Consider the following 26,009-nt stretch of genomic DNA (forward strand, 5'->3'; position numbering starts at 1 on the left):
ACTACCGCCATACAGAGGAAGTCTTAAACATGAGTGAACGCAATTTGAGTGGCCTCGATCACCTGCTGATCCAGGCTGACCGCGCCCTGCGCACTCTGAGTCCCGGCGAGCCCTGTCACGGGCGCCCATCTCCGGCCAAAGGCGAAGCGGAGGCCGAGCTCAGCGATACCGAGCGCAAGCACGCAGCCGGTCTGATGCGGGTCAACCACAGCGGCGAAGTCTGTGCTCAGGCCCTCTACCAAGGCCAGGCACTTACAGCAAAACTGCCCGAGGTACGCGGTGAAATGGAGCGCGCTGCGGATGAGGAGATCGACCACCTGGCTTGGTGTGAGCAGCGCCTCAAAGAACTGGACAGCCGCCCAAGCCTGCTCAATCCACTCTGGTATGGATTGTCATTTGGACTGGGCGCCACCGCCGGCAAAATCAGCGATCGCATCAGTCTGGGATTTGTGGCAGCGACAGAAGAAAGGGTCTGCGAACACCTGGAGAGTCACCTGCAGAAGCTTCCAGCCCAGGACAAACGCAGTCGCGCCGTAGTGGAGCAAATGCTGGTCGATGAGAGCGAACACGCTCATGCCGCGCTAGCCGCCGGAGGCAAACGTTTCCCAGCACCGGTGAAAGGCGCTATGTCTCTGGTAGCCAAGGTGATGACCTCAGCCAGTTACAAAATTTAAAATATTAATAACCGGTTCGTAAAAATTGACTGGCCCGCTAAAAGCAACCGCTTTTGAGCAGGCCTTTTCTTTATCTGAGTATGCTCAGATCTCTTCTACTCGATAGCGATGCACAATCTCCACTCCCGCATTGCGCAACATAATTGAAGCAGAGCAATATTTCTCTGCAGATAGCTCCACAGCGCGGGCTACATGGGATTCTTTTATTCCCCGGCCTCGCACAACAAATTCCATTTCAATTCGCTCAAAAGGTGATGGGGTGGTATCCGGGCGAACGCCATTCAATTCGCAATGACAGGAAATAATATCCTGGCGCGCCTTCTGTAAAATGGAAACCACATCATAGGCTGCACAGCCACCAACTCCGAGGAGGATCATCTCCATCGGGCGCACACCGTTATTAGTGCGCCCCCCTTCCATCACTACCGAATTACCACTGCCGGCTTCGCCGATGAAGGTCAAATCATTAACCCAGGTTACCTTGCCCTGCATTGCCATTCTCCCGCTGAAATTCAAGCCGCGAAGCTTAGCACAGAGTACAAGATTATCCTGACAGGCAGAGTATTTCCGGTATAGTGTCCACAACACCTCCGCGCGAAATGTTCACTATTGAAGTTTCCCCCTTCGTTAGTGAACGCAATAGCCCGCTTGCAGTCCAATCGCACCCGCGCCAGAGTGTCACAGGTCACACTGCGGAACTTTGCCGCGACCAACCTCTGTTGGGGACTGTTTTTTCGCGCGATAATTCAATAGTGCTCAGCTGCTAAAGCCGGGATAGAGCACGAGACAAAAAATGAGGAATAAATCCGTGACGGTTGCTATCGAAGACCCCATGACTATCGGCAATATTGAAGACTTTCTGGCCCACTGCCACCGGCGACGCTATCCGGCCAAGAGCACGATTATCTATGCCGGCGACCGCTGTGAGTCCCTCTATTTCATTATGCGCGGTTCAGTCACCGTCTTAATCGAAGACGACGAGGGCCGCGAAATGATCGTAGCCTATCTAAACGACGGGGACTTTTTCGGTGAAATGGGGCTGTTTGATCAGGACACCCGCAGCGCCTGGGTGCGCACCAAAACCGAGTGTGAGGTTGCGGAAATCTCCTACACCAAATTCCAGGAACTGACTCGTCAACACCCAGAATTCCTGTTCGCTCTAGCCACACAAATGGCAGGGCGCCTGCGCAATACCACCCGAAAAGTCGGCGATCTAGCCTTCCTTGATGTTACCGGTCGTGTGGCGCGCACCCTTTTGGACCTGTGTAATGAGCCCGATGCGATGACCCATCCAGAAGGCATGCAAATCAAGATCACTCGCCAGGAAATTGGCCGTATTGTCGGATGTTCCCGTGAGATGGTTGGGCGCGTGCTGAAAACCCTGGAAGAGCAGGGCTTGGTATCGGTCAAAGGTAAAACCATGGTGGTTTACGGCACCCGTTAAATACCTGTCCCAGAGTCAAATATCACAGACACAAAAAAGGGCGATGTAATCAATCGCCCTTTTTTGTGTCTGTGATTTTATCTAGCTAACTTTCTAAAAACCCCACTAGCATCAGTTAAACATCTCCATCAATTTTCGTCCCGGTTCTTCCTCGCGCATAAAAGCCTCGCCAACCAAAAATGCATCGACACTGTGCCCGCGCATGGCCGCGACATCATCCGTCGTGTGGATACCGCTTTCTGTTACAACAATGCGGTCCTTGGGAATCAGATTGAGCAGTTTAAAAGTGTTCTCCAGCTGCACCTCAAAGGTGTGCAGATTACGATTGTTAATTCCAATTAGACGGTTGGGGAGAGCCAATGCCCTCTCCAGCTCTGCGCGATTGTGCACTTCCACCAGCACATCCAATCCCAGTTCCAGGGCCAAACCATTGAGTTCCTGCATTTGCTGATCTTCCAGGCAGGCGGCAATGAGCAGGATGCAGTCAGCTCCAATAGCGCGCGCCTCAAACACCTGGTAAGGGTCCACGGTAAAGTCCTTACGCAAAACCGGTAGACGAACCGCGTTGCGCGCCTGCTGCAAATAACTGTCATCGCCCTGGAAAAAATCCCTATCGGTGAGTACCGATAAGCATGCCGCGCCACCTCTCTCATAACTGGTCGCAATTTCTGCGGGAAGAAAGTCCTCGCGAATCACCCCCTTACTGGGGGAGGCCTTTTTGATTTCCGCAATCACTGCGGCTTCACCCTCGGCGATTTTGTATTCCAATGCCGCGACAAATCCCCGCGCCGGTAGTTGGTCCTGCGCGCTCAGACGTATTTCTTCCAGACTGCATTGAGATTTGCGCTCCGCCACTTCCTGCCACTTGCGCTCGATAATAGTTTTCAAAATGGTCGGTGTGCTCACGATTTCACTTCCTCGGGGCGAAAGGCGCTGGTAAAGGCTGCCAGGTCATTGATTTTTTCTGCGGCCAAACCGCTATCGATGGCGTCATGCGCCATGGCGACACCCTGCTCTGCCGTATTTGCGGTGCCGCTGACATAAATGGCCAGGCCGGCATTCAGGGCGATAATATCTGCAGCTTTTTTCCCTGCCTCAGTTTCACATTTACCCAATGCATCGCGAATCAAGGATAGAGACTCTGCGGCACCCGCAACAATCAAGCCATCCAGACTCTGGCGGGGCAGACCAAAGGCTTCCGGGCAGAGAGTAAACTCACTAATAACACCATCTTTCAATTCCACCGCAAAAGTATCCGCGGCGATACTGGCTTCGTCGAGGCCGTCATCGCTGTGCAGGACCAGCACGTGCTCAGAACCAAGTCGTTGCAGGACTTCAGCCAACAAACGACAGTAGCGTTTCTCATAAACACCAATAACCTTGCGCTTAACTCCGGCGGGGTTGGTCATGGGGCCGAGCAGATTAAAAATAGTGCGCAGCCCCAGTGCTTTGCGCGCTGGGCCTACATGACGAACGGCGCTATGGAAACTGGGCGCAAACATAAAGCCGATACCGAGCGTTTCCACACAGCGGGCCATTTGCTCCGCGCTTAAATCCAGATAAACCCCGGCGCGTTCGAGTAGATCAGCGGAGCCACTACTAGAAGACACCGAGCGGTTGCCGTGTTTGGCCACCCTGGCCCCAGCTGCAGCTGCAACAAAACTACTGGCACTGGATACATTAAATAGATTTGCGCCATCTCCGCCGGTGCCGACGATGTCTACGGTATTCTCAAGATCGAGTTCAACCTTAGTGGCCAGTGCGCGCATGGTTTCCACCGCACCGACGATCTCGTCGACAGTTTCACCGCGAATGCGCAACGCGATCAGCAGGGCCCCTATCTGCGCTTCCAGGGCTTCACCGCGCATGATTTGGCCTACAGTCTCACGCATCTCCTCACGGCTCAAATGCTCTCCATCCACCAGCTTGGCGATAGCATTTTGTATATTCATTGTGCCCCCCTTGTCCCGCTCAGTATTGATTGGTGCGAAGCGTAATTAACTGCCCCGCGTTTTGCCCTTCGCATCAGGACTCGAGAAAATTCTTCAACATATCGTGGCCATGCATGGTGAGAATGGACTCTGGATGAAACTGCACGCCCTCTATCGGTAATTCCCGGTGGCGCAGCCCCATAATTTCATCAATCTCGCCGTCAGGCGTCTCCGTCCAGGCGGTAATTTCCAGGCATTCAGGCAAGCTGCCCTTTTCCACCACCAGGGAGTGATAACGGGTGGCCTCGAAAGGATTGGATAGGCCGTGAAACACTCCCAGGTTGTTGTGCACTATAGGCGATGTTTTACCGTGCATAACCTGGCCGGCACGTACGACGCGACCACCAAAAACCTGGCCGATACTCTGGTGACCAAGGCAAATACCCAAAATGGGGATACGCCCGGCGAAATGACGAATCGTCTCCAGGGAAATTCCTGCCTCATTGGGTGTGCAGGGCCCTGGTGAAATCACAATTTTCGCCGGGGCCAACTGCTCTATGTCCTCAAGGGTAATTTCGTCATTACGCTTGACCACAACCTCAGCGCCCAGCTCCTCAAGGTACTGCACCACATTCCAGGTAAAGGAATCGTAGTTATCGATCATCAAAATCATTACTTGGCCCCCATAGCCTGTGCAGTATCGGTAGTTGCTTCCATGCGCTTTTGCAGTCGTGCGAGCGCCGCCTGGGTTGAGCGCAATTCGCGCAGTATTTCAGTTTGACTGGGTGGCAGACACATTTCATCCATCCGACGCAACTTGGCCTCCTCCAGATTATTGAGCACCACGCCAATAAACAGGTTAATCATGACAAAGGCGCCCATGACCACGAAGCTGACAAAGTAGAGCCAGGCCCAGGGCATTGCATCCATGGCGGTATACATAATGTCGGTCCAATCCTCGAAGGTCACTATACGGAACAGACTCAACAGGGCTATCGGCAGATTGCGCCAATGGGTTGGGTCTATCTCATGAAAGAGAAAGTAGCCCGCCACACCATAGATATAAAAGATAATTCCCATCAAGATTGCGATGTGCATCATGCTCGGCAAGCTGCGCAACAGTGTATCCACCAGAGTACGTAGTTCAGGGAAGGCAGAAACCAGGCGCAACACCCGCAGGATCCGTACCAGGCGCGCGAGTGTTGCTAGGGGCCCTGTGGCGGGAATCAAGCTTAAGGCGATGATGGTGAAATCGAAGCAGTTCCAGCCGCTGGCAAAATAACGCCAGGGGCGCGATCCGTGCGAAGTTATTTTTATCGCTGCCTCTAAAATAAAAGCAGTCAGTACCAATTGGTTAACAACGCCCAATGCAGTACCAAAACGCTCCATCACCCATATTGAAGTCTCCAGTCCTACCGCCAGTGCATTAACCAGGATCATGCCAATGATCACCTGATTAAACAGGGGAGCTTCGACTATCTGTTGACAACGGGCGGCAAGAGATACTTTTTGAGAAATACTAGCTTCGCTCATTTTGTTCGATCTTTACTTCTACTTCTTTACAACTACTCGCCAGAGCCATGCCCGCTGCACGGAACAACGCCCTAGCCTTATTCATGGTCTCATCCCACTCGGATTGGGGGTCTGAATCGGCCACCAGGCCGGCACCGGCCTGGATAAATAACTGTCCGTCCTTAATAACTGCGGTGCGAATTGCGATGGCTGTATCCATATTGCCATTCCAGGCCAAGTAACCCACCGCACCACCATAGATACCGCGCTTCTCTGGTTCCAATTCATCAATAATTTCCATAGCGCGGATCTTTGGCGCCCCGGATAAAGTGCCGGCCGGAAGCGCCGCGCGTAGGGCATCCATACCGGTGAGTCCCTCCCGCAACTGACCGGTGACATTGGAGGTGATATGCATCACATGGGAGTAGCGTTCCACCACCATCTGCTCAGTGACCCGCACGCTGCCAGTCGCCGCTACACGGCCCACATCATTGCGCCCCAGATCGATCAACATCAGGTGCTCGGCACACTCTTTCGGGTCTGCCAATAGCTCCTGCTCCAGGGCTTTATCCTCCTCCTCGGAAGTACCGCGACGACGGGTGCCTGCTAGCGGACGCACAGTCATCTCACCCTCTTCCAGGCGTACCAGAATCTCTGGACTGGAGCCCACAACCTGGTGATCCCCCAGGTCGAGGAAATACATATAGGGCGAGGGGTTCAGGCTGCGAAGGGCGCGATAAAAATTCAGTGGCGGGGCATCGAAAGGAGCCGACAAGCGCTGAGATGGCACCACCTGCATAACATCACCGGCGAGGACATATTCCTTTACCCTATCAACGGCCTTCTTGAAATTTTTCTCACCAAAGTGGGAGTGAAAAGCACCCTCCTCGATTCCCTTGCCATCCAGGTCCAGAGGCACTGTATCCGGTAAAGGCCGGGCCAACCTTTCCACCAGTTGATCCAGACGCTGCTGGGCCCGCTCATAGGCATCGGCCTGGGAAGGGTCCGCATGCACAATAAAGATAACCGCACCGGCGAGGTTGTCGAACACCACCAGCTCATCACTGACCATCAGCAGGATATCCGGATTACCCAGGCTATCCTGCGGTATACTGTGCGCTAAGCGCGGTTCAATATAACGCACACAGTCATAGCCAAAATACCCAACCAAGCCACCATTAAAACGCGGCAAATTGGCAAGTTCCGGTACCCGATAGCGCTGCTGGAACTGCTCAACAAATGCCAGCGGGTCGCGCTCGGTATAACTTTCTATCACCGCCCCGTCACACTCCACCGTAACCTCGTTGCCACGCACCCGGAGCAGAGTTCTGGCGGGCAATCCAATGATGGAGTAGCGCCCCCATTTCTCCCCGCCCTGTACCGACTCCAGCAGGTAACTGTAGCGACCTTCGGCAAGTTTCAGATAAGTGGACAGGGGGGTTTCAATATCCGCCAGCACACGGCGCACTAGCGGTATACGGTTATAGCCCTCAGACACAAGTTGGGCGTATTCACTAGGGGTCATAGAGACTCCGATCTATTGGGTATTTTTCTTGTTGGCGCCAAAGTATAGGCGGCGCCCACGGGAGAGGTGGCCGAACGGTATTGTTGACCAGTTGGCCTCAGCGGATCAGTGGCGCCATCGCCAACTGCTGGATGTGGGGATAGTGTGATTCACGGAAATTCCCTCTGTGCAGGCGCACAAGTTTACAAATCCCGTATGCGGCGGGCAAGGGGCTGCCCGCCAAGTTTTTCTCAGGACAGGCTTTCGCGCATAGCACCGATCACTTCAGCGTAGTCGGGGGCATTGAAGATTGCAGAGCCTGCAACAAAAGTATCCGCGCCGGCTGCGGCAATCTCCGCAATATTGTCACGGTTGACCCCGCCATCGATCTCAAGGCGAATATCGTAACCAGAAGCGTCGATCAGCTGGCGCGCCTCGCGCAGTTTTTCCAGAGTGCCCGGAATAAACTTTTGCCCACCAAAGCCAGGGTTGACTGACATCAACAAAATCATATCCAGCTTGTCCATCACATACTTGGCCGCATCCAGTCCTGTGGCTGGGTTAAAGACCAAACCGGCCTTACAACCAAGACTGCGGATCAACTGTAGGGAGCGGTCCGGATGACGCGAAGCCTCGGGGTGGAAAGTAATATAACTTGCGCCCGCATCGGCAAACATGCGAATCATATCGTCTATCGGCTCCACCATCAGATGCACATCAATGGGCGCCTCGACACCATGCTTGCGCAACGCCTGGCACACCATTGGGCCGATGGTGAGGTTGGGCACATAGTGGTTGTCCATCACATCGAAGTGCACCCAGTCAGCACCAGCGGCTAATACATTGTCCACCTCTTCACCAAGGCGGGCAAAGTCGGCGGAAAGAATCGAGGGGGCAATCTTGTAATCTGACATCATTATTTCCTTCAGTAACTCAATTTTCCGCGCTCAGGCGGCAATGCAGGTTTTCCAGGCGCTCGGGGGTGCCCACATCACACCAGTCCCCAGGGTGTAAGTCCGCCTGTAGTTTGTCCTCATTGAAAGTAAAGACCTCGCCAAGGCCGAAGCATTCACGCACTTTGGGGTAGCGGGTTAACACCTCGGGGCGCAGCCAACTGATACCGGCAAAGGTATAGCGGGGCTTGGCAGTCCCAGACAACAGGCCATTATCAATTCCGAAGTCTCCCTCGGGGTTATGTGGAGGGTTTGGCACCATAAGAAGTCGGCCGGGGCAACCCTTAGGTAGGGGACGATTCACCCACTGCGAAAGGTTAAAGTCACACCAGACATCCCCATTAACCACAAAGAATGGGGCCTCTCCCAGCAACGGCATCGCGTTGAGAATACCCCCTGCGGTCTCAAGGGGTCGGTCTTCTTGCTCCACAGAATACTGGATATCGAGCCCCCAGCGATCACCACTCCCCAGGTAATCACGAATCATATGGCCCAAGTGGCCCAGGTTGATCACTACCCGTTGAACTCCCACAGCCTGTAGCCGCTCAAGCACATGCTCAATGAGCGGCTTACCCGCCACAGACAATAAAGGCTTGGGGGTTTGGTCAGTAAGGGGGCGCATTCTACGCCCAAAGCCCGCAGCCAAGACCATAGCGGTAGTTGGGGCTATCTCAGTGAGCTGAGTCATTCAATTCATCTATCAGTTTTTATACAGCTTATTAGTGCTATTCACCGGCATAGCGATAATCACTGTACCAAGGCTGCTGCTCTATAAGCGGAAGTAGCTGTTGCTCAAACCACTGCGCAAACGGCTGAAGCTCCTCATAGCGCCCAGCAGTTTCCAGTACATAGCGTATCACCAGAGGCAAATCCCCCAGGTAGTTCTGCTTGCCATCACGCAATGATAGACGTGGAAAAAGGCCCAGTACTTTAATATGACGCTGGAGCCCCATCCAGTCGAACCAAGTTAAGAACTCTTTAGGCTCGACAGGTTCCAGCACCCCAGCAGCTTCTGCAGTAGCGGCATAGGCTAAAGCCCAGCGCTCGACCCGCTGGCGTGGCCAGCGGATATAGCAGTCTCGCAACAAAGAGACCAAATCGTAGGTAATCGGTCCCCACACGGCATCCTGGAAGTCCACGATTCCAGGGCGCTCACCTCCACGGATCATTAAATTACGGCTGTGGTAGTCTCTGTGCACCAGAGCTTGCGGTTGGCCTGCAGCACTCTTCAGCAACCGCTGAAAGGTCTCTTGTAGCAGGCGGTTTTCCACTTCACTCAGGGAATAGCCGAGTAACTTGCCTACCAGCCACTCGGGCATAATACGCATCTCTGTCAGCAATAGTTCCCGGTTGTAATCTGGAAACAGATCCTCTGTACGGGGTATCTGCTGGAGACTCAGCAGCTCACTCATTACCTCCGCATAGAGCCCCTCAACACTGTCATTACTCAGCACATCGAATAATTGGGTATCACCCAAGTCTTCCAATAGCAGGTACCCATTGGCTGTATCAGCTGCTATTACCATGGGGGTGTGCACACCATTGCGCCGCAGATAATCGGCAACTGCCACAAATCGGGCCGGGTTAGTACACTCAGGTGGAGAATCAACAGCGATTAACCTGGGCTCGGTAGAAGTGCGGAAATAGCGCCGAAAGCCCGCATCCCCGGCAAGGTTGGCCAAGTCTGCTGGAAATTCAATTTCCAGAGCCTTACCCACCCAAAGAGCCAAAGCCTCTTGTCGCAGGTCATCACTCACAGTACACCCTTCATTTATCATTCGGCCCATCAATGATTCTTTCTATCGCGGCAGTTTCCCATTAAGCAGCTCGTATTGAAACCCTGCCCCAGGGAGCTTGAAGCGACTATAACACTCTCGTCTCTTACATCCGTACCATCTGTGCGGCTATTAACCACTTCTACATTCAAGTAGAATCGGGCGATAATTTTTTGCGCGCCCCGGCTGGATAGCTGTCGCACGCATCTGCCGATACAAGAAACACCAAAGAATAGCCGGAACCTATCGATTGATGCTTGAAGTCTCCCGGTGGCGTCGCCTCGCTCTAGCAATAGCTCAGAATCCACGAGCCCACTCCCTAGCCCTCGGTTTGATGGCCGCGCACCCTATATGGACTCATGCGGACCAAACCGCCGTAGATCCCGAATACAACCCCTACCTGTACTTAGACTGGTTACCACGTTCTGAATTGACCCCTGAGGAAAGCGCCAGAGTACCGGCGATTTGCTCCGGAGCCTTTATCGAACCGCCTAGGGATTACCCCGATGCCAACTTGCCCCCTGAAGACGCACCACTACGTGCCACAGCCGAGCAGTCTCGCATCCTCGATGACGGATCTGCCGAATTAATTGGCAACGTCCATATCACCCAAGGCTATCGCCAGTTATTTGCCGATGAAGTGACCCTCAACCGCCAGACCAACACCGCTTTCCTAAGTGGTGCTATCGAACTGCGCGAACCCAATTTACTCGTTCGGGGGGACTCGGCAGAGGTTCACACCGATACCGAAGCGGCCTCCATTGAGGACGCAACATACGTTGTACACGACGAATTTATTCATGGTGACGCCGCCCAAGTCGCACGTCAGACCAGTGGTGAATTGACCCTTACCGATGGCACCTATACCCGCTGTGAGCCGGGCCGGGCTTTCTGGCGCCTGAGTGGCGGAGAAATCAATATCGATCAAGTGGAGAGCCAGGGAACCGCAAGGGATGTACGCCTGGAGATACTGGATGTTCCCGTACTCTACTTCCCTTATTTTCGCTTCCCGGTGGGCGATGCGCGCATGTCGGGCTTCCTTTTTCCTTCTCTAAGCAACAGCGATAAGAATGGCTGGGACTTATCTGTTCCGTATTACTGGAACATCGCCCCGGAGATGGATGCGACCATCACTCCACGCTACATCCAGTATCGCGGCACTGGTCTGGAAGTAGAATTCCGCCACCTAAGCCCTGTGTTCAACACCGAAATACGCCTAGCCGACCTCCCCAATGATAAGGGCGGCAATAGTGATCTCGCCCAGGAATTGATTGACCGGGGCTTCCCTGAGGATCTGGTTCTACCTTACAAAGGGGACGATCGCTGGTTAGTGAACCTGGAACAACAGGGTGGTTATAGTGGCAGTATCTGGCGTACCGACATCGACTACACCAAGGTGAGCGATCCCGACTATTTTCGCGATTTGAGTACCGCCAACCTTGATATCAACGCGGAAACCCAGGTTAGTCAAAAAGCCCAGGGTAGACTCACTTTTGAAAACTGGGCGATTAGCCTTCGTGCCCAGGATTACCAAGTGTTGGAAAATGATCGTTTCGATACTTTCGCTCAGCTGCCTCGGCTAGATGTGGATGGCAATTACCGCTGGGGTGACTGGCAGCTAGCCTTGCAAAATGAAGCCACTGTATGGCGACACCAGGACACTCAGACCATCAGGTTTATTAGAGATATTAATGACCCCGACAGTGTCACTGAACGAACAAGAAATTTTGTCACTGCAGACCGCTTGCGACTGGACTATGAGCTTTTTTGGGATAAAGAGTGGCTATGGGGTTACTTTAAGCCGGGGTTGGCAGGCCGCTATCTGGGTTATCAGGTCAGCGACACCTTCTTGCCAGAGGGCACCAACGACACCCCCAGCGCCTCTGCTGCGCAGCTCACTCTGGACACCGGCCTCTACTTCGAGCGAGATAGTTTCGCCTTTAATCATGAGTATATCCAGACTCTGGAGCCTCGCTTGTACGGGTTGCTTAGTAGTAATGCCAAACAAGAGGATTTTTTTAATATCACTGGTGCTGATATCAATAACCTAGGCCCCATTGATCCTCAAAGTAACAATCTACTCTACGATACCTCGCTGTTCACCTTCAGCTACGACCAGCTATTTCGCCACAGCCGTTTTACCGGCAATGATCGCATTGACGATGCAAGTAGGGTTGCTCTGGGGCTAACCACCCGCTTTATTGAGCCCATTAGTGGGCGAGACTTGCTGTCTGCCAGTATCGGCCAAGTCTTCTATTCCAGTGATACCCAGATCGGCCTGGAAGAGCTAATTGAAGAAACCCCTCGCTCTGAGCTTGCCGCTAGACTGGAAAGCCGCCCCATTCAATCCCTGCGTATTGGCAGTGAGCTGGTCTACGATGACACAGAGCACAATGTCAACCGCGGCAACTTCAGCTTGCGCTACTTTGATAATGAAGCACGTATTTTTAACCTCAGTTACTACTATAAGCGTGACAATGTCACATTTATCAATGAGGACGGTATTGAGCAGGTCGGCCCAACGCGCCAACTGAACAGCTCCGCTGTACTGCCTATCAACACGCATACCTCTATAATGGCTGGCGCAGCTTACGATTTGTCATTGAATCGGGAACTGGAATACCTGGCGGGTATCGAATATGACGACTGCTGCTATCGAGCTCGATTATTGTGGCGTCGCACTTTGGACAATGACCTAGCCGGTGTCGTTCGAGCTGAAGACCTCCGATACGATGAGGGTGTCTACCTCGAAATACAATTGAAGGGTTTAGCTGGGTTTGGCGCAACGGTCACTCAGATGCTAAGTCAAGGAATTGCCAATTTTGATCAGAGAGAAAAGCTGAAACCGTGATGAAAATAATGCAGAAATTGATGCCGAAATTAGGCTTGTCATCCGTTCTGGCTGCTTGTGTCCTGATCGCCGGCACGGTCACAGCCCAAGTACAAACCTTGGACCGGGTAGTCGCAGTTGTTGATGAAGATGTAGTTATGGCTAGTGAGCTGGCCCAGCGCATGAACACTATCGCCAGCCAGATTCAAGCCCAACAAGTTCAAGCACCGCCTGTGGATGTTTTGCGCCGCCAGGTATTAGAACAACTGATCATCGAGCGATTGCAGCTACAGATAGCCTCCCGGGCGGGCGTTACCATTTCTGAATCTGAACTCGATCAAGCCATCGCTCGCGTTCAACAAAATGCGAGTGTCAGTCCGGAAGAATTTCGTCAGCGCCTGCGTTCCGATGGTATGACCATGAAAAGCTTTCGCCAGCAGATCCGTCAGGAACTGATGATCCGCCGGGTAGAACAAGGCAGCGTCAACCGCCGAATCCAGATCACCGACCAAGACATCGACAATTTCCTTCGCTCTAAAGAGGGCGAGTTCTGGAAGTCCCCTCAGTATGAGCTGGGACATATCTTGATCCCCATCAGCTCCAGTGCTCCAGCCAGCGAAGTTACCCAGGCTCGCGAGAAAGCCGAGGAGCTGGTTCAGCAGGTGCGCGGCGGCACAGACTTTCGTCGCCTGGCGATCGCCAACTCTGCTGGGCAGAATGCCCTCGCCGGTGGCGACCTGGGTTGGCGCAAAACAGTGGAACTCCCCACCCTATTTGCTGATGCGCTAAGCGGCCTCAAGGTAGGTGATATCACCGAACCATTCCGCAGTGATGCCGGCTTCCACCTGCTCAAGATTCATGCACAAAAAGGTGCCAGCGAGCAATTAGTGGAGCAGACTAAAGTTCGCCATATCCTGCTCAAACCCTCAGCCATCCTCACGGATGATGAAGCCTACAACAAGCTGGTAGCCATGCGAGAAGAGGCGATGGCTAGCGATAACTTTACCGAGCTCGCTCGCGAGAATTCCGAAGATATTGGCTCCATGCTGTCCGGCGGTGATCTCGGCTGGTCTATGCCAGGACAATTTGTGCCCGAATTTACCCAGGCCATGAACACCACAAGCATCGGCGAAATCAGCCTGCCATTTCGCAGCCAATTCGGCTGGCATATCCTGATGGTCGAGGGGCGGCGCAAACAAGATATGACCGATCAATATATTCGAAACCAGGCTGCCAACCTCTTACGCAACCGCCGTTATGAAGAAGAACTGCAAAATTGGCGCAGGGAAATCCGCGACCAAGCTTATGTAGAAATTAAATTAAAAGATGAAAAGCAAGAAGGCCCTGAACAGGAAGCGCAATAAAAGCGTTTTTTAAGACCTCGAAGACCGGGCCAAAGCGCCCGGTTTTTTATTCGTATAAAGTGTGGCTCCTCTATGATACCCAGAATCGCGCTGACCCCTGGAGAACCCGCCGGTATTGGCCCAGAGATATGTGTAAAATTGTCTCAGCATGGCAGCCCTGCACAGCTGATTACCATTGCGGACCCAAGCCTGCTGGAACGGGCTGCTAAAAAGCTAGAACTTCCCCTTCAGCTTATATCTTTCTCTGAAGATACCCCGCTATCGGAAACACCACCAGGTAGCCTCTATATTTTAGAAAGTCCTTTAAAGCAGCCATCCCTACCTGGAAAGCTAAACACCGCCAACGCCTTCTATGTATTGAGGACATTGGAGATAGCCGCAGATGGATGTCAAAATGGTCAATTCGATGCGCTAGTGACGGGCCCTGTACATAAGGGGGTGATCAATGAAGCTGGATTTCCCTTCAGTGGCCATACCGAGTTTTTTGCGGAGCGAGCAGGCGTAGCACAAGTAGTCATGATGCTGGCTGCGCAGGAGCTTCGAGTAGCCCTTGTCACTACACATCTTCCACTTAAAGATGTGAGCACAGCAATAACTGGCAAACGTCTGGAGCTCATCACCGAGATTCTACACGGCGGTCTGCGCGATCAGTTCTGTATCCATTCACCTCACATTGGGGTTTGTGGGTTGAACCCTCATGCTGGAGAGGGGGGCCACTTGGGCCGGGAGGAAATCGAAGTGATTCAGCCAGCACTGGAAAGGCTGCGTCAACGTGGCCTTCATTTGACCGGACCACTACCGGCAGACACACTGTTTACCCCACCCCAGTTAGAGCATTTCGATGCAGTACTTGCCATGTATCACGATCAGGGCCTGCCAGTGTTAAAATTTCATGGCTTCGGCAAGGCGGTTAATATCACCCTGGGTTTACCTTATATTCGCACCTCGGTCGATCATGGCACCGCCCTGGACTTGGCGGGCACTGGCAAAGCCAGTTGTGGCAGTCTCGAAGCTGCCCTCACTCAGGCAATAGAACTGGCACAACTTCGGAAACAACAGGTGATATAGCATCCTGTTTGCCTAATACCACTATTTGAATTGCAGATTAATTAATGGACAATTTTTTCCAACATAAGGCACGCAAGCGTTTTGGCCAGAACTTTTTGGTCGACGGGAATATCATCGAGCGTATAGTTCGTTCAATAGCCCCTAAAGAAACCGATAAATTGGTCGAAATAGGCCCTGGCCAAGGGGCTATTACCGAATTGCTAATACAACGTTGTCCCTCACTCACAGCCGTGGAACTGGACCGGGACCTGATTCCTCTGTTGGAATTTAAATTCAGGGACTACCCCGATTTCAAGATTATTGAGCGAGACGCATTGAAATTCGATTTTGGAGAATTTGCCGGTGAGAACCCTCTGCGTATTGTTGGCAATCTCCCCTACAATATTTCCACGCCTCTTTTGTTTCATTTACTCAGTTTCAAAAGCAAAGTGCAGGACATGCACTTTATGCTACAAAAGGAGGTAGTCGATCGCCTCGGAGCCAGCCCTGGTACCAAGTCCTATGGCCGTCTCACAGTAATGGTACAGTATTACTGCCGTGTGCAAGGGCTATTTCCAGTACCACCTCAGTCCTTCAGGCCAGCCCCCAAAGTGGAATCTGCTATTGTCCGCCTAATACCCCATAGCAAAATTCCCTACATTGCCGAAGATGAAAAACTATTGGAAAGAATCGTCAATGTCGCTTTTCAGCAACGCCGTAAAACACTGCGCAATGCACTAAAGCCCCTGTTCCCAGACCTCGACCCAGATCAACTGCCAGTGGATGCCAGCCGTCGCCCAGAAACTCTGAGTGTGCAAGAGTTTGTACAGCTATCAAATTACTGCACAAAGCTTGGACAACACTGAGCAAGCTAAGCCTCGGGAGATAAGAGTTTGGCTACCTATGCTATTGGCGACATTCAGGGTTGTTTCGAATCTTTAAAGCGCCTATTAAAGAAAATCCATTTTAGTTTTGACATTGACAAACTATGGATCGCCGGAGATTTAGTGCACCGTGGCGAAGACAGTCTGGGTACTTTACGCTTTCTCTATGAACACCGTTATCAAGTTACCGCTGTTCTCGGCAATCACGATCTGCATCTCTTGGCCTTGGCACATGGGGCCAAGCATCTTGCAGAGAAAGAGCAAGATCTCGCAAAGATTCTAAGGGCAAAAGATTCAGATCGTCTGTTAAGCTGGCTACAGACCCTTCCCTTAATGGTACATAAAAAGGGATACACTATGGTCCACGCCGGTATCCCCCCTATCTGGAGTATTACCAAAGCCCAAAAGCTATCTCGTGAGGTAGAGCATGCTCTCTCGAATGAAGCCATGGCAAAGGCCTTTTTTTACGGCATGTATGGTAATGAACCCCATTGCTGGGATGATCACCTAATCGGAATTGAGCGGCTTCGTTCGATTACCAATTATTTCACGCGTATGCGCCTCTGCAAGGAGGATGGCACCCTCGACCTTGTTACCAAGCGTGGGCCTCAGGCATCCCATGGTGATTACAAGCCCTGGTTTAGTTTTTCTAATAGAAAGACCAAAAATGACAAAATAATTTTTGGCCACTGGGCCGCCCTTGAAGGAAGAGCCGATACCGAAAATATCTATGCTTTGGATACCGGTTGTGTATGGGGGGGATATCTAACAGCTATGCGCCTGGGAGACGAAGAGTTTTTTTGTACAGACTGCAGCCTCTGAGCCTCCACAAAACTATAAAAAATCTCAGGGGTCAATGGAGGCTACTAGAAATTTAGTTTTGTCCTTAGAGCTGTATACCTGACTTGAGGGTTTATACGCTCAACAATATCACCCCGGAGACAGCTAATAAAGGAGCTAAAATAACTCGCCCCCACCTATAAAGTGAAAGTAAAGAGAACCCCGTTATAGCAAGCATATAAATCAAAAAATGGGCCGCTGACTCCAACCCATTTATAAAGAAAACTGCCATAATCCCAGGCATGGATATTAGGATACCTTTGAAGTACTCCTGAATAACAATTTCACCCTTTCCACAAGATTTCATCATCATCCAAAAATTAACTTCAGCCTCATCCTCCAAAATGGAATTTATTGCGTAGGTAAAAATTATTGAAGAGCCAACTACCAATAAAATACGCAAGGCAATCAAAATCTCATTAGCCGCAAACACATAACAGTAAATAGTAATTGCAGACGCGATTAGCAATCTGATGACTATACGCGATTTTTTTAATAAAACTGCCCTTGATTGTGAAAACAGAATTTGCCTATATTTGAGCCCCATTAAAGACAAAAAAGAAAGCAATTGGATGCTACAGAATAAGAAAAACCAAATCAGGTACCCTAAGATACTAAATGGCTCCCCCAAGTACACCAACACTAAGAGCGGAAGCAACCATAGCGCCCAAAAAAGTGGATTGCATTTAAGCTGAACTATACATAGAGATTTAATCAAATCTAGAGGGTGAAAGCAGCTCAAATACCATTTTAACTCCGCAGGCTCAGGAGACAACAGAATTCCACAAACCGCAAAAACAATATGCGTCACTAGAAGAATAGAAAGAGAAGTCCTTATATCTCCACTTTCTCCTGTCAAGAGCAAGCTTACAGGAAGATGAATCATCATCAATACAGGGGTTATTATTGAGGCCAGCCCAATTAAAATCCATTGATTTACCTCAACCCAAATTCTCAGCCTAAAGGCAACCCCTGCAAACAACAAGTTATTCAAAGGCACGCTCACAACATTACCTCCGTTTCTTTTTCTGAAAAAGACACGGAATTATGACTCGCGTAAATAAGCATTCCAGAATAACCTGATAAGTGCTCGATCAAAGCTCTGCTAGAGTTCTCATCCAACGCATTGAAAGGCTCATCCAATAAAAGAACTCCATTTTCTTTAAATAAGGCACAAACTATAGCCACTTTTCTTCGCTGCCCTTCCGATAAGTCGGAAACTTTTGCACAAGAATGAATATCGCACAAAAACTCTTCTTTAAATTCTTTTAAACGGTCAGATTTTTGTATATGGCAGACAGATAGGACTTCCTCAACAGATAAATAACTTGGAAGAGTGATCGCATCAGAAAACACTCCACACCTTTCTCTTCGGCTTGACCTTTTTATTTCCCCAAGTAAATTAATAGTACCTGAGGATATAGAAATTAGACCTGATATCCCGAGCAAAAGACTTGTCTTTCCCGAACCATTCTTTCCCAATATTTTTATTATTCTGGCAGAGGCAGAGAAGGACAGATTTTCAATAACACTGTTTATTCCTCGATGGACATATAGAGCATCAACAACCAATTGATTCAAAACTTCTTCACTCCATAAAGAATAAGCTATCCTAAATAACAAAGAGTAGTGACTCCTTGTGGAGTTAATAGTTCCAGAGTTCTTAGAGAATTGGCAGTAAATAGTGGACTCCCTCCCACTACACAGCATTACAATCAGAGAAAATAGTTACTTAAGCTTCGTAACCATTTGGGTTTTGAGACTGCCATCGCCAGGTATCCTCTACCATCCGTTTCAGGCCATGCTCAGCCTTCCAGCCAAGCTCACTCTCCGCCAGAGTTGGATCTGCATAACATTCAGCAATATCTCCCGCTCGACGGGGTACAATTTTATAGGGTATAGACTTGCCACTAGCCGCCTCAAAAGCCCTTACCACCTCTAATACTGAGTTTCCCTTGCCTGTACCAAGATTATGGGTATAGCAACCTACGGGGGTTGAGGGTTTACTCAACATATTTAAAGCTGCAAGATGACCTCGAGCCAAGTCCACCACGTGGATATAATCTCTGACACCAGTACCATCTACCGTAGCGTAGTTATCCCCAAAAACCTGTAGGAATGGGCGCCGACCAACAGCAACCTGAGCAACATAAGGCAATAAATTATTAGGTGTACCACGAGGATCCTCACCAATTAAGCCACTCTTATGAGCACCAATTGGATTAAAATACCTTAAAAGACTTACCTTCCAACCGTTACCTGGCGCTGAGCAAATATCCCTCATTATATTCTCGACCATCAGCTTACTAGCACCATATGGGTTTGTAGCGCCAGTGGGAAAGCTTTCATGTATAGGTACCGTTTCTGGATCTCCATAGACCGTGGCAGAGGAACTGAAGATAATTTGTTTAGTGTCAAACTCCTCCATCACCTCCATAAGAGCCAAGGTACCTGCCACATTATTTTGGTAATAACGCAGAGGTTGAGCCACGGATTCACCCACTGCTTTAAGGCCTGCAAAATGAATTACTGCCTTTATCTTGTGATCAGTAAATACTTGGCGAAGCCTAGGCTTATCAGCAATATCCAGATCAAAAAAAGGTATATCCTCACCTGTGATCAGATTTACCCTATTTAAGGCCTCACGACTGCTATTGGAGAGGTTATCCACCACTACTGGCTGTAATCCAGCCAAAAGCATCTCAACACAGGTGTGGCTACCAATATAACCGGCGCCGCCAGTCACTAAAATCGTCATTTCAGTTCCTTATTAACCTACATACTCCTTATGGGTCGTAAGTAAAGACCAAAACTGCCATTAAATTCAACCTCTCTGAATGACAATCCAGTGCCGTAGTGAACCAAAAAGCTATGCTGGAAAAGCCGGAACCGTTTGATCGAATCCGGGGAAGGACAAGGTTAGCAACGGCGATAATGAATAGCGCTTTATGCCGGGCAACACTCAAACAAAGTAATGACTGGATAACCGCCAATCAAACACTTTGCGGGAGCCAAAGTAAATACAGTCTTCGAAACAACTAGTCAGTGCTCTGATTCAAAATGATAAGCAGGACGCTGGACTCTGCCCACCAGGCTACAGGGAGGTAAATTCCATGACAATTTTTAATCACTACCTGGAACGATACGAGTCAATCCAGGATGAAGAGCTCAGTATTCAAGAATACCTGGAACTCTGTAAGACAGACCGCAGTGCCTATGCGTCACCCGCTGAGAGAATGCTGATGGCCATTGGAGAGGCAGAGCTGATAGATACCTCTCGCGATCCTCGCTTATCACGTATTTTCTGTAATAAGGTTATCAAGCGCTATAAGGCTTTCGGCGAGTTCTATGGTATGGAAGAGGCAATTGAGCAAATCGTCTCCTTCTTCCGACATGCCGCTCAAGGGCTGGAAGAGAAAAAACAAATACTCTATTTATTAGGGCCTGTTGGGGGTGGTAAATCCTCACTGGCAGAACGTCTTAAAGCACTTATGGAGCAAGTGCCCATTTACGCAATCAAAGGGTCTCCGGTTTTTGAATCTCCTTTGAGCTTGTTCTCTCCCAATGAAGATGGGCGTATCCTTGAAGAAGACTACGGTATTGCTAGACGCTATGTAAATACTATCATGTCCCCTTGGGCTGTTAAGCGCCTTCATGAATTCAAAGGTGATATCAGTAAGTTTCGGGTAGTTAAGATTCGCCCATCTATTCTTGATCAGGTTGCCATCTCCAAAACTGAACCCGGCGACGAAAACAATCAGGACATCTCCTCCCTTGTTGGCAAAATTGATATCAGAAAACTAGAGGATTTTCCTCAGAATGACCCAGATGCCTACAGCTTTTCAGGTAGTCTCTGTCGTGCCAACCAAGGGCTGATGGAATTTGTTGAGATGTTTAAGGCCCCAATCAAAGTGCTTCACCCCCTCCTTACCGCAACCCAAGAGGGCAACTACAATAGCACCGAAGGACTCGGGTCTATACCATTTAATGGGACTATTCTGGCACATTCTAATGAGTCTGAGTGGCAATCCTTCCGGAATAATCGCAACAACGAGGCCTTCCTTGACAGAATTTATATTGTCAAAGTGCCCTATTGTGTTCGGGTTCAGGAAGAGATTCGAATCTATCAGAAGCTACTGGAAAACAGCTCCCTTTCAAAAGCTCCATGTGCGCCTGACACCTTACGTATGTTGGCTCAATTTTCGGTGCTCTCACGGATTAAAAACCCGGAAAATTCAAGCTTATACTCGAAAATGCGCATTTATGATGGAGAAAATCTGAAAGACACAGATCCCAAAGCCAAAACTATACAAGAGTATCGAGATAATGCCGGCGTCGATGAAGGAATGAATGGGCTGTCCACTCGCTTTGCCTTCAAAATACTCTCCAAAGTTTTTAATTTTGATGCTACAGAAGTAGCAGCCAATCCTGTGCATTTACTCTATGTCCTGGAACAACAAATAGAACAAGAACAGTTCCCTCCAGAAATACAAGAAAACTATCTTGGATTCATCAAGGAATATCTCGCTCCAAGATATGTAGAATTTATTGGCAAGGAAATCCAAACCGCATATCTCGAATCGTATGCCGAGTATGGACAAAATTTATTTGATAGATACGTCACTTATGCGGACTTCTGGATTCAGGATCAGGAATATCGAGATCCAGAGACTGGGGAAATCCTAGACCGTGGCGCTCTAAATGAAGAATTAGAGAAAACAGAAAAACCTGCTGGCATCTCTAATCCAAAAGACTTCCGCAATGAAATTGTCAACTTTGTTTTACGTGCTCGCGCCAACAATCAGGGGAAAAATCCAGATTGGCGATCCTATGAGAAATTGCGCGCTGTTATTGAGAAAAAGATGTTCTCAAACACCGAGGATCTCCTGCCAGTTATTTCCTTTAATACCAAAGCTTCTGCGGATGACAAGCGCAAGCATGCAGACTTTGTTGCCCGCATGGTAGAACGCGGCTATACAGAAAAACAGGTTCGCCTGTTATCAGAATGGTATCTCCGAGTACGTAAATCTCAGTAGCTGGATTAATTGCAATGACGGATAGAAACTTTCAAGTATCTATTCCTATTTTCCTAGAGCTGAAAAATTTCGTCTATTAGGCCCCCTACAGGGACCTAATAGACGACAAAAGCATTTCTGAATAGATTGTATGGTGGCCTTGCCAGATGGTTTTATTCAGACTAAAGGCAGAACTATGAGCTATATCATCGACCGCCGCCTAAATGGAAAAAAGAAAAGTACTGTAAATCGGCAACGCTTTTTAAGACGCTATAAAGCCCATATAAAGAAAGCCGTGGGTGACGCTATGAACAGCCGATCCATAATGGACATGGACAAGGGCGAACGTATCAGCATTCCTACCCGAGATATCAGTGAACCCCTTTTTTCACATGGCTCAGGGGGTCATGTCGAGCGTGTTTTACCTGGCAACAAAGAATTTATCACAGGGGATCGTATTCCACGCCAGCAACCTAAAGGTGGTGATGGCAGTGGCGGAGGAGCCAGTGATAGTGGCGAGGGAGTGGATGACTTTGTCTTTCAAATTTCACAGGAAGAATTTCTCGACTTTATGTTTGAGGGGCTACAACTGCCCAACATGGTTAAACAACGGCTCGCCGGTAATGAGTCCTTTCAAGTAGTCCGCGCTGGAATCAGTAACGAAGGCACCCCTGGTCGGCTAAATGTCATTCGCTCCTTAAGAGCAGCTCATGCTCGTCGTATCGCACTCACTAGTAGTAAAAGACGAAATATCCGTGAACTGGAGACATCCCTAGAGTTAGAGGAACAAAAAGATACTGCTTTGCGCGATCAGCGCAAGATAGAGGCTCTGAAAGGCGAAATCGCTGAGTTGCGCCGCCGTGTTGGGCGGGTGCCATTTTTGGATGATTTTGATCTGAAATACAATCTATTAATCAAACAACCAAAACCTCGTTCGCGTGCGGTTATGTTCTGCCTTATGGACGTATCCGGCTCTATGAATCAAGCCACTAAAGACATGGCTAAGCGCTTTTTCCTCCTGCTTTATCTATTCCTGCAACGCAGTTATGAATACACAGAAGTCGTTTTTATCCGCCACCACACTAGCGCCAAGGAAGTGGATGAAGAGGAATTTTTCTACTCTCGTGAGACAGGGGGAACCATCGTATCCAGCGCTCTGAAGTTAATGAGACGGATTATGCGCGATCGATACCCGGAGAGTGAATGGAATATTTACGGCGCCCAAGCTTCAGATGGCGACAACTGGAATGATGACTCCAGCACCTGCCATCGTATCCTAATTGACGACATCATGCCCCATGTACAGTACTACTCCTACGTGGAAATAACTCCCAGAGACCACCAAGCCTTGTGGGAAGAATACGAAAGTGTGCGTACCCTATTCCCAAATCACTTCGCCATGGAGCAAATTGTGGATGTGCAGGATATTTACCCTGTATTCCGTCAACTGTTCAGCCAGAAGGTAACCGCTCGATGCTAGATACATTTGCCAGCGGCAGCGATTCGCAAAAACCAGAATCAGCAAACCCTATCTCTACCACCTCAGAGTGGACATTTGAGCTGATCCAGGAATATGACCTCGCCATTGGCGCGTTGGCAGACGAATTTGGCCTGGATACCTACCCCAATCAAATTGAGGTTATCAGTTCAGAACAAATGATGGATGCCTACTCTTCGGTGGGTATGCCAGTGGGCTACAACCATTGGTCGTTTGGCAAGCAATTTATAAGTGTTGAGAATAATTATCAGCGCGGTTTAATGGGGCTCGCCTACGAAATTGTTATCAACTCCAACCCCTGCATCGCTTACCTCATGGAAGAAAACACCATGACAATGCAGGCCTTGGTGATCGCTCATGCCTCCTACGGGCACAATTCTTTTTTCAAGGGCAATTACCTTTTCCGCTCCTGGACGGATGCCAGTAGTATTATCGACTACCTAATCTTTGCCAAAAATTATATTTCCCGCTGTGAAGAACGCCACGGGCTTGATGAAGTCGAGGCCATTCTCGACTCCTGCCATGCCTTAATGAACTACGGCGTGGATCGCTATAAACGCCCTTACCCCATCTCAGCTATTGAAGAAGAGCGACAGCAACAGGAGCGTGAAGAATATCGGCAACGTCAACTCAACGATCTATGGCGAACGATCCCAAAACTTGGAGAAGGCACCGAGGAAACCAATGAGAAACGTTTTCCGGAGGAACCCCAGGAGAACCTCCTTTACTTTATCGAAAAAAATGCCCCCTTACTTGAAGGTTGGCAAAGAGAATTAGTACGTATCGTGCGCAAGCTCGCACAGTATTTTTATCCACAGCGCCAAACTCAAGTCATGAACGAGGGTTGGGCCACTTTTTGGCACTACACACTGCTAACAGAACTCTACCGGCGAGGACGAGTGACTGAAGGCTTTATGATGGAGTTCCTGCAAAGTCATACAAACGTGATCTATCAGCCCAGTTTTGACAGTCCTTATTACAATGGCATCAATCCATACACCTTGGGCTTCAGTATATTTAGTGATCTCCGGCGTATCTGTGAAGAACCAACCGATGAGGATCGCCGCTGGTTCCCAGATATCTCTGGAAGTAATTGGCGAGAAACACTCCAGTTTGCCATGCGCGACTTCAAGGATGAGAGTTTTATCCTACAGTTTCTCTCACCAAAAGTGATGCGTGATATGAAACTCTTTTGTGTCAGCGACAACGATCAGGAAAATGAAATTGTTGTCAGTGCAATCCATGACGAAAGTGGTTATCGACAACTTCGGGAGAATCTCGCGGGCCAGTACAACTTGGGTAATCGAGAACCCAACATACAGGTTTACTCTGTAGATACACGGGGAGATCGTTCACTTACCTTAAATCACACCCAGCATCGCCGCCGGCCACTTGGCAAAGATACTCCGGAAGTTTTAAAGCATCTACACAGACTCTGGGGTTTTGATATACATCTAAACAGCCTCAACGGCGATGAAATTACGGCTAGCTTCCACTGCCCTGAACAGGGCCGTGATCGGCAGGAAGGAGAAGAGGAGTCAATGCTGATTCCGAAACCTATCTGAATCTTTGCACGGGAGCTTTCTGTTAAAACTCCCGTGCAAACGGGGCGAATGGCCAGGAATAAATCCAGGCAGAAAACTTGGCTTAGTGATCAGCCTCTAGCAGCAACCTGGCTTTAGCAGCCAGTTCACCGCGTTCTTCACGATGTGCCAGAAGGGCATCGGCCCCCGCATCCAGCCAGCGGGCTTTATCCAGATCTTCCTCAGCAGCCACAACCAGGATACGTAGGCTGCTATACTCGCTGCGCGACCTCAAGTAATCCAGTACCTGAAAGCCCCCGTCACCAACCAATGCGGCATCGACAACCAACAGCGCCGGCTTGGCATTAGCTAATAAAACACCCGCAGAGAAACTGTCACCAGCCACTTCAATTTCGCAGCCTATATTTTTCAAGGCCTGGAGGCCTGAAGAAGTCAGTTCCGGATCTGTTGTCAGCAACAGAACTTTGCGACTGGGTATCGCCAGGTCATTCGGCACTGGCATAGAGTTATCCCGCAGGAAACCCACGAAGTCCTCTACACAAATCCGATGGTCGCCACGCCCAGGAAGCTTGTAAGCCTTGAGCTGCCCCCGCTCAATCCAGCGAATCACCGTTCGGAAGTTGACCCCACAATACCGAGCCGCTTCCCCGGTGGTTAGCACATGTAGTTCGCTCATATTTATTCTCCCCAACAACTGCAATCCTTGACGACCAGGTCAATTTCAAAAGCCCCAACTCCATCCCCCGAAGCCAGGCGCGAAATTATCCTGCCCAACAGGATCGCCCCTATAAATTATGCTGTTCAATGCTGCAAAACCAGCCCGAAATTCGGTCCATGTATTTAGTTAACGAACAGAGATACAACCCCCTCAAAAAATACTAAAAGATATAGTTGACAGGTATGACAGGTCACATAGAATGACTTCAGATTTAGCGGTACCAGTGTGTCGCCAGATCCTCTCCAGCGGGTATGGCCGGTAAGTCAGCGATCCCGCTATTGGCAATTAGATGTTTGCTAAGCGAATACCCTAAGACCCTGGGCCCCCTTGTTTTTTCGGGGCCTTTTTTTTATCTTGCCAAAACCTCTGACTCTCCTTCCCTGCATTCTTATCCAGCAGCACCCCTGCGGACATTGCCGGAATAAATGGACTTATGGCAGTACAATCACCTACCGAATTAATGATATCTCCAGCTC

23 protein-coding genes are annotated in these 26,009 nt (G+C 49.8%); 10 read left to right on the forward strand and 13 right to left on the reverse strand.

Annotation, left to right across the window (positions count from 1 at the left end):
* Positions 1–29 precede the first annotated feature (29 nt).
* Positions 30–674, forward strand: a complete 645-nt coding sequence (gene coq7 / locus ACJJH9_RS17840; protein ID WP_444923549.1) for a 2-polyprenyl-3-methyl-6-methoxy-1,4-benzoquinone monooxygenase — start codon at positions 30–32, stop codon at positions 672–674.
* An 84-nt stretch (positions 675–758) separates the two neighbouring features.
* Here coq7 and ACJJH9_RS17845 read toward each other — a convergent pair whose 3' ends face one another.
* Positions 759–1,166 carry an OsmC family protein gene (locus tag ACJJH9_RS17845; RefSeq protein ID WP_444923550.1) on the reverse strand — a complete coding sequence of 136 codons (408 nt, stop codon included), beginning with the start codon at positions 1,164–1,166 and terminating at the stop codon, positions 759–761.
* A 301-nt stretch (positions 1,167–1,467) separates the two neighbouring features.
* Between ACJJH9_RS17845 and crp the strand changes: the two genes are divergently transcribed.
* The gene (gene crp, locus ACJJH9_RS17850; RefSeq protein ID WP_051089460.1) at positions 1,468–2,118 is read left to right on the forward strand and encodes a cAMP-activated global transcriptional regulator CRP; all 651 of its coding nucleotides are present in this window, start codon (positions 1,468–1,470) and stop codon (positions 2,116–2,118) included.
* Between the two features lie 111 nt (positions 2,119–2,229).
* Here crp and trpC read toward each other — a convergent pair whose 3' ends face one another.
* From trpC to ACJJH9_RS17890, 8 genes are all read right to left on the reverse strand, one after another.
* Positions 2,230–3,027, reverse strand: a complete 798-nt coding sequence (gene trpC / locus ACJJH9_RS17855; RefSeq protein ID WP_444925234.1) for an indole-3-glycerol phosphate synthase TrpC — start codon at positions 3,025–3,027, stop codon at positions 2,230–2,232.
* Positions 3,021–4,070: an anthranilate phosphoribosyltransferase gene (trpD, locus tag ACJJH9_RS17860; RefSeq protein ID WP_444923551.1), complete on the reverse strand. Its 1,050-nt coding sequence runs from the start codon at positions 4,068–4,070 to the stop codon at positions 3,021–3,023. Before trpD ends, trpC begins: the two co-directional genes overlap by 7 nt.
* 73 nt (positions 4,071–4,143) lie before the next feature.
* Positions 4,144–4,722, reverse strand: coding sequence for an anthranilate synthase component II (locus tag ACJJH9_RS17865; protein WP_444887925.1), 579 nt, complete (start codon positions 4,720–4,722; stop codon positions 4,144–4,146).
* Positions 4,722–5,582: an ion transporter gene (locus tag ACJJH9_RS17870; protein WP_252084365.1), complete on the reverse strand. Its 861-nt coding sequence runs from the start codon at positions 5,580–5,582 to the stop codon at positions 4,722–4,724. Before ACJJH9_RS17870 ends, ACJJH9_RS17865 begins: the two co-directional genes overlap by 1 nt.
* Entirely contained in the window at positions 5,569–7,086 is a 1,518-nt protein-coding gene (trpE, locus tag ACJJH9_RS17875) for an anthranilate synthase component I (RefSeq protein WP_444923552.1), read from the reverse strand. The genes ACJJH9_RS17870 and trpE overlap by 14 nt, the downstream gene beginning before the upstream one ends.
* Positions 7,087–7,316: 230 nt before the next feature.
* Positions 7,317–7,979 (reverse strand): ribulose-phosphate 3-epimerase, encoded by a 663-nt coding sequence (gene rpe / locus ACJJH9_RS17880; protein ID WP_444923553.1) that lies wholly within the window; start codon positions 7,977–7,979, stop codon positions 7,317–7,319.
* Between the two features lie 19 nt (positions 7,980–7,998).
* The gene (locus ACJJH9_RS17885) at positions 7,999–8,706 is read right to left on the reverse strand and encodes a nucleotidyltransferase family protein (protein WP_444923554.1); all 708 of its coding nucleotides are present in this window, start codon (positions 8,704–8,706) and stop codon (positions 7,999–8,001) included.
* Positions 8,707–8,743: 37 nt separating this feature from the next.
* Complete coding sequence (locus ACJJH9_RS17890) at positions 8,744–9,805, reverse strand: aminoglycoside phosphotransferase family protein (protein ID WP_444923555.1); 1,062 nt, start codon at positions 9,803–9,805, stop codon at positions 8,744–8,746.
* A 241-nt stretch (positions 9,806–10,046) separates the two neighbouring features.
* Between ACJJH9_RS17890 and ACJJH9_RS17895 the strand changes: the two genes are divergently transcribed.
* From ACJJH9_RS17895 to ACJJH9_RS17915, 5 genes are all read left to right on the forward strand, one after another.
* Positions 10,047–12,644 (forward strand): LPS-assembly protein LptD, encoded by a 2,598-nt coding sequence (locus tag ACJJH9_RS17895; protein ID WP_444923556.1) that lies wholly within the window; start codon positions 10,047–10,049, stop codon positions 12,642–12,644.
* Positions 12,645–12,664: 20 nt separating this feature from the next.
* A complete protein-coding gene (locus ACJJH9_RS17900; protein WP_444923557.1) occupies positions 12,665–13,987 on the forward strand; it encodes a peptidylprolyl isomerase in 1,323 nt (440 codons plus the stop codon).
* A gap of 72 nt (positions 13,988–14,059) precedes the next feature.
* A complete protein-coding gene (pdxA, locus tag ACJJH9_RS17905; protein WP_444923558.1) occupies positions 14,060–15,055 on the forward strand; it encodes a 4-hydroxythreonine-4-phosphate dehydrogenase PdxA in 996 nt (331 codons plus the stop codon).
* Between the two features lie 44 nt (positions 15,056–15,099).
* Positions 15,100–15,900: a 16S rRNA (adenine(1518)-N(6)/adenine(1519)-N(6))-dimethyltransferase RsmA gene (rsmA, locus tag ACJJH9_RS17910; RefSeq protein WP_444883639.1), complete on the forward strand. Its 801-nt coding sequence runs from the start codon at positions 15,100–15,102 to the stop codon at positions 15,898–15,900.
* A 27-nt stretch (positions 15,901–15,927) separates the two neighbouring features.
* Positions 15,928–16,740, forward strand: coding sequence for a symmetrical bis(5'-nucleosyl)-tetraphosphatase (locus ACJJH9_RS17915; RefSeq protein WP_444923559.1), 813 nt, complete (start codon positions 15,928–15,930; stop codon positions 16,738–16,740).
* Positions 16,741–16,831: 91 nt separating this feature from the next.
* On the opposite strand, the gene ACJJH9_RS17920 is transcribed toward ACJJH9_RS17915, so the two are convergent.
* The 3 genes from ACJJH9_RS17920 to galE form a co-directional block, all read right to left on the reverse strand.
* Positions 16,832–17,764, reverse strand: a complete 933-nt coding sequence (locus ACJJH9_RS17920; protein ID WP_444923560.1) for a hypothetical protein — start codon at positions 17,762–17,764, stop codon at positions 16,832–16,834.
* Positions 17,761–18,381: an ABC transporter ATP-binding protein gene (locus tag ACJJH9_RS17925; RefSeq protein ID WP_444923561.1), complete on the reverse strand. Its 621-nt coding sequence runs from the start codon at positions 18,379–18,381 to the stop codon at positions 17,761–17,763. The genes ACJJH9_RS17920 and ACJJH9_RS17925 overlap by 4 nt, the downstream gene beginning before the upstream one ends.
* A 109-nt stretch (positions 18,382–18,490) precedes the next feature.
* Positions 18,491–19,516 carry a UDP-glucose 4-epimerase GalE gene (gene galE / locus ACJJH9_RS17930; RefSeq protein WP_444923562.1) on the reverse strand — a complete coding sequence of 342 codons (1,026 nt, stop codon included), beginning with the start codon at positions 19,514–19,516 and terminating at the stop codon, positions 18,491–18,493.
* 355 nt (positions 19,517–19,871) lie between these two features.
* Between galE and ACJJH9_RS17935 the strand changes: the two genes are divergently transcribed.
* From ACJJH9_RS17935 to ACJJH9_RS17945, 3 genes are all read left to right on the forward strand, one after another.
* Positions 19,872–21,794, forward strand: coding sequence for a PrkA family serine protein kinase (locus tag ACJJH9_RS17935; protein ID WP_252084352.1), 1,923 nt, complete (start codon positions 19,872–19,874; stop codon positions 21,792–21,794).
* A 175-nt stretch (positions 21,795–21,969) separates the two neighbouring features.
* Positions 21,970–23,253, forward strand: a complete 1,284-nt coding sequence (locus ACJJH9_RS17940) for a YeaH/YhbH family protein (RefSeq protein WP_444923563.1) — start codon at positions 21,970–21,972, stop codon at positions 23,251–23,253.
* Positions 23,247–24,836 (forward strand): SpoVR family protein, encoded by a 1,590-nt coding sequence (locus ACJJH9_RS17945; RefSeq protein WP_444923564.1) that lies wholly within the window; start codon positions 23,247–23,249, stop codon positions 24,834–24,836. The genes ACJJH9_RS17940 and ACJJH9_RS17945 overlap by 7 nt, the downstream gene beginning before the upstream one ends.
* Before the next feature lie 82 nt (positions 24,837–24,918).
* Here the strand turns inward: ACJJH9_RS17945 and ACJJH9_RS17950 are convergent, their stop codons facing one another.
* Positions 24,919–25,491 carry a helix-turn-helix domain-containing protein gene (locus tag ACJJH9_RS17950; protein WP_252084349.1) on the reverse strand — a complete coding sequence of 191 codons (573 nt, stop codon included), beginning with the start codon at positions 25,489–25,491 and terminating at the stop codon, positions 24,919–24,921.
* Positions 25,492–26,009: the final 518 nt, after the last annotated feature.

It is taken from the genome of Microbulbifer mixtoriginis (SeqCode) (assembly GCF_052466715.1).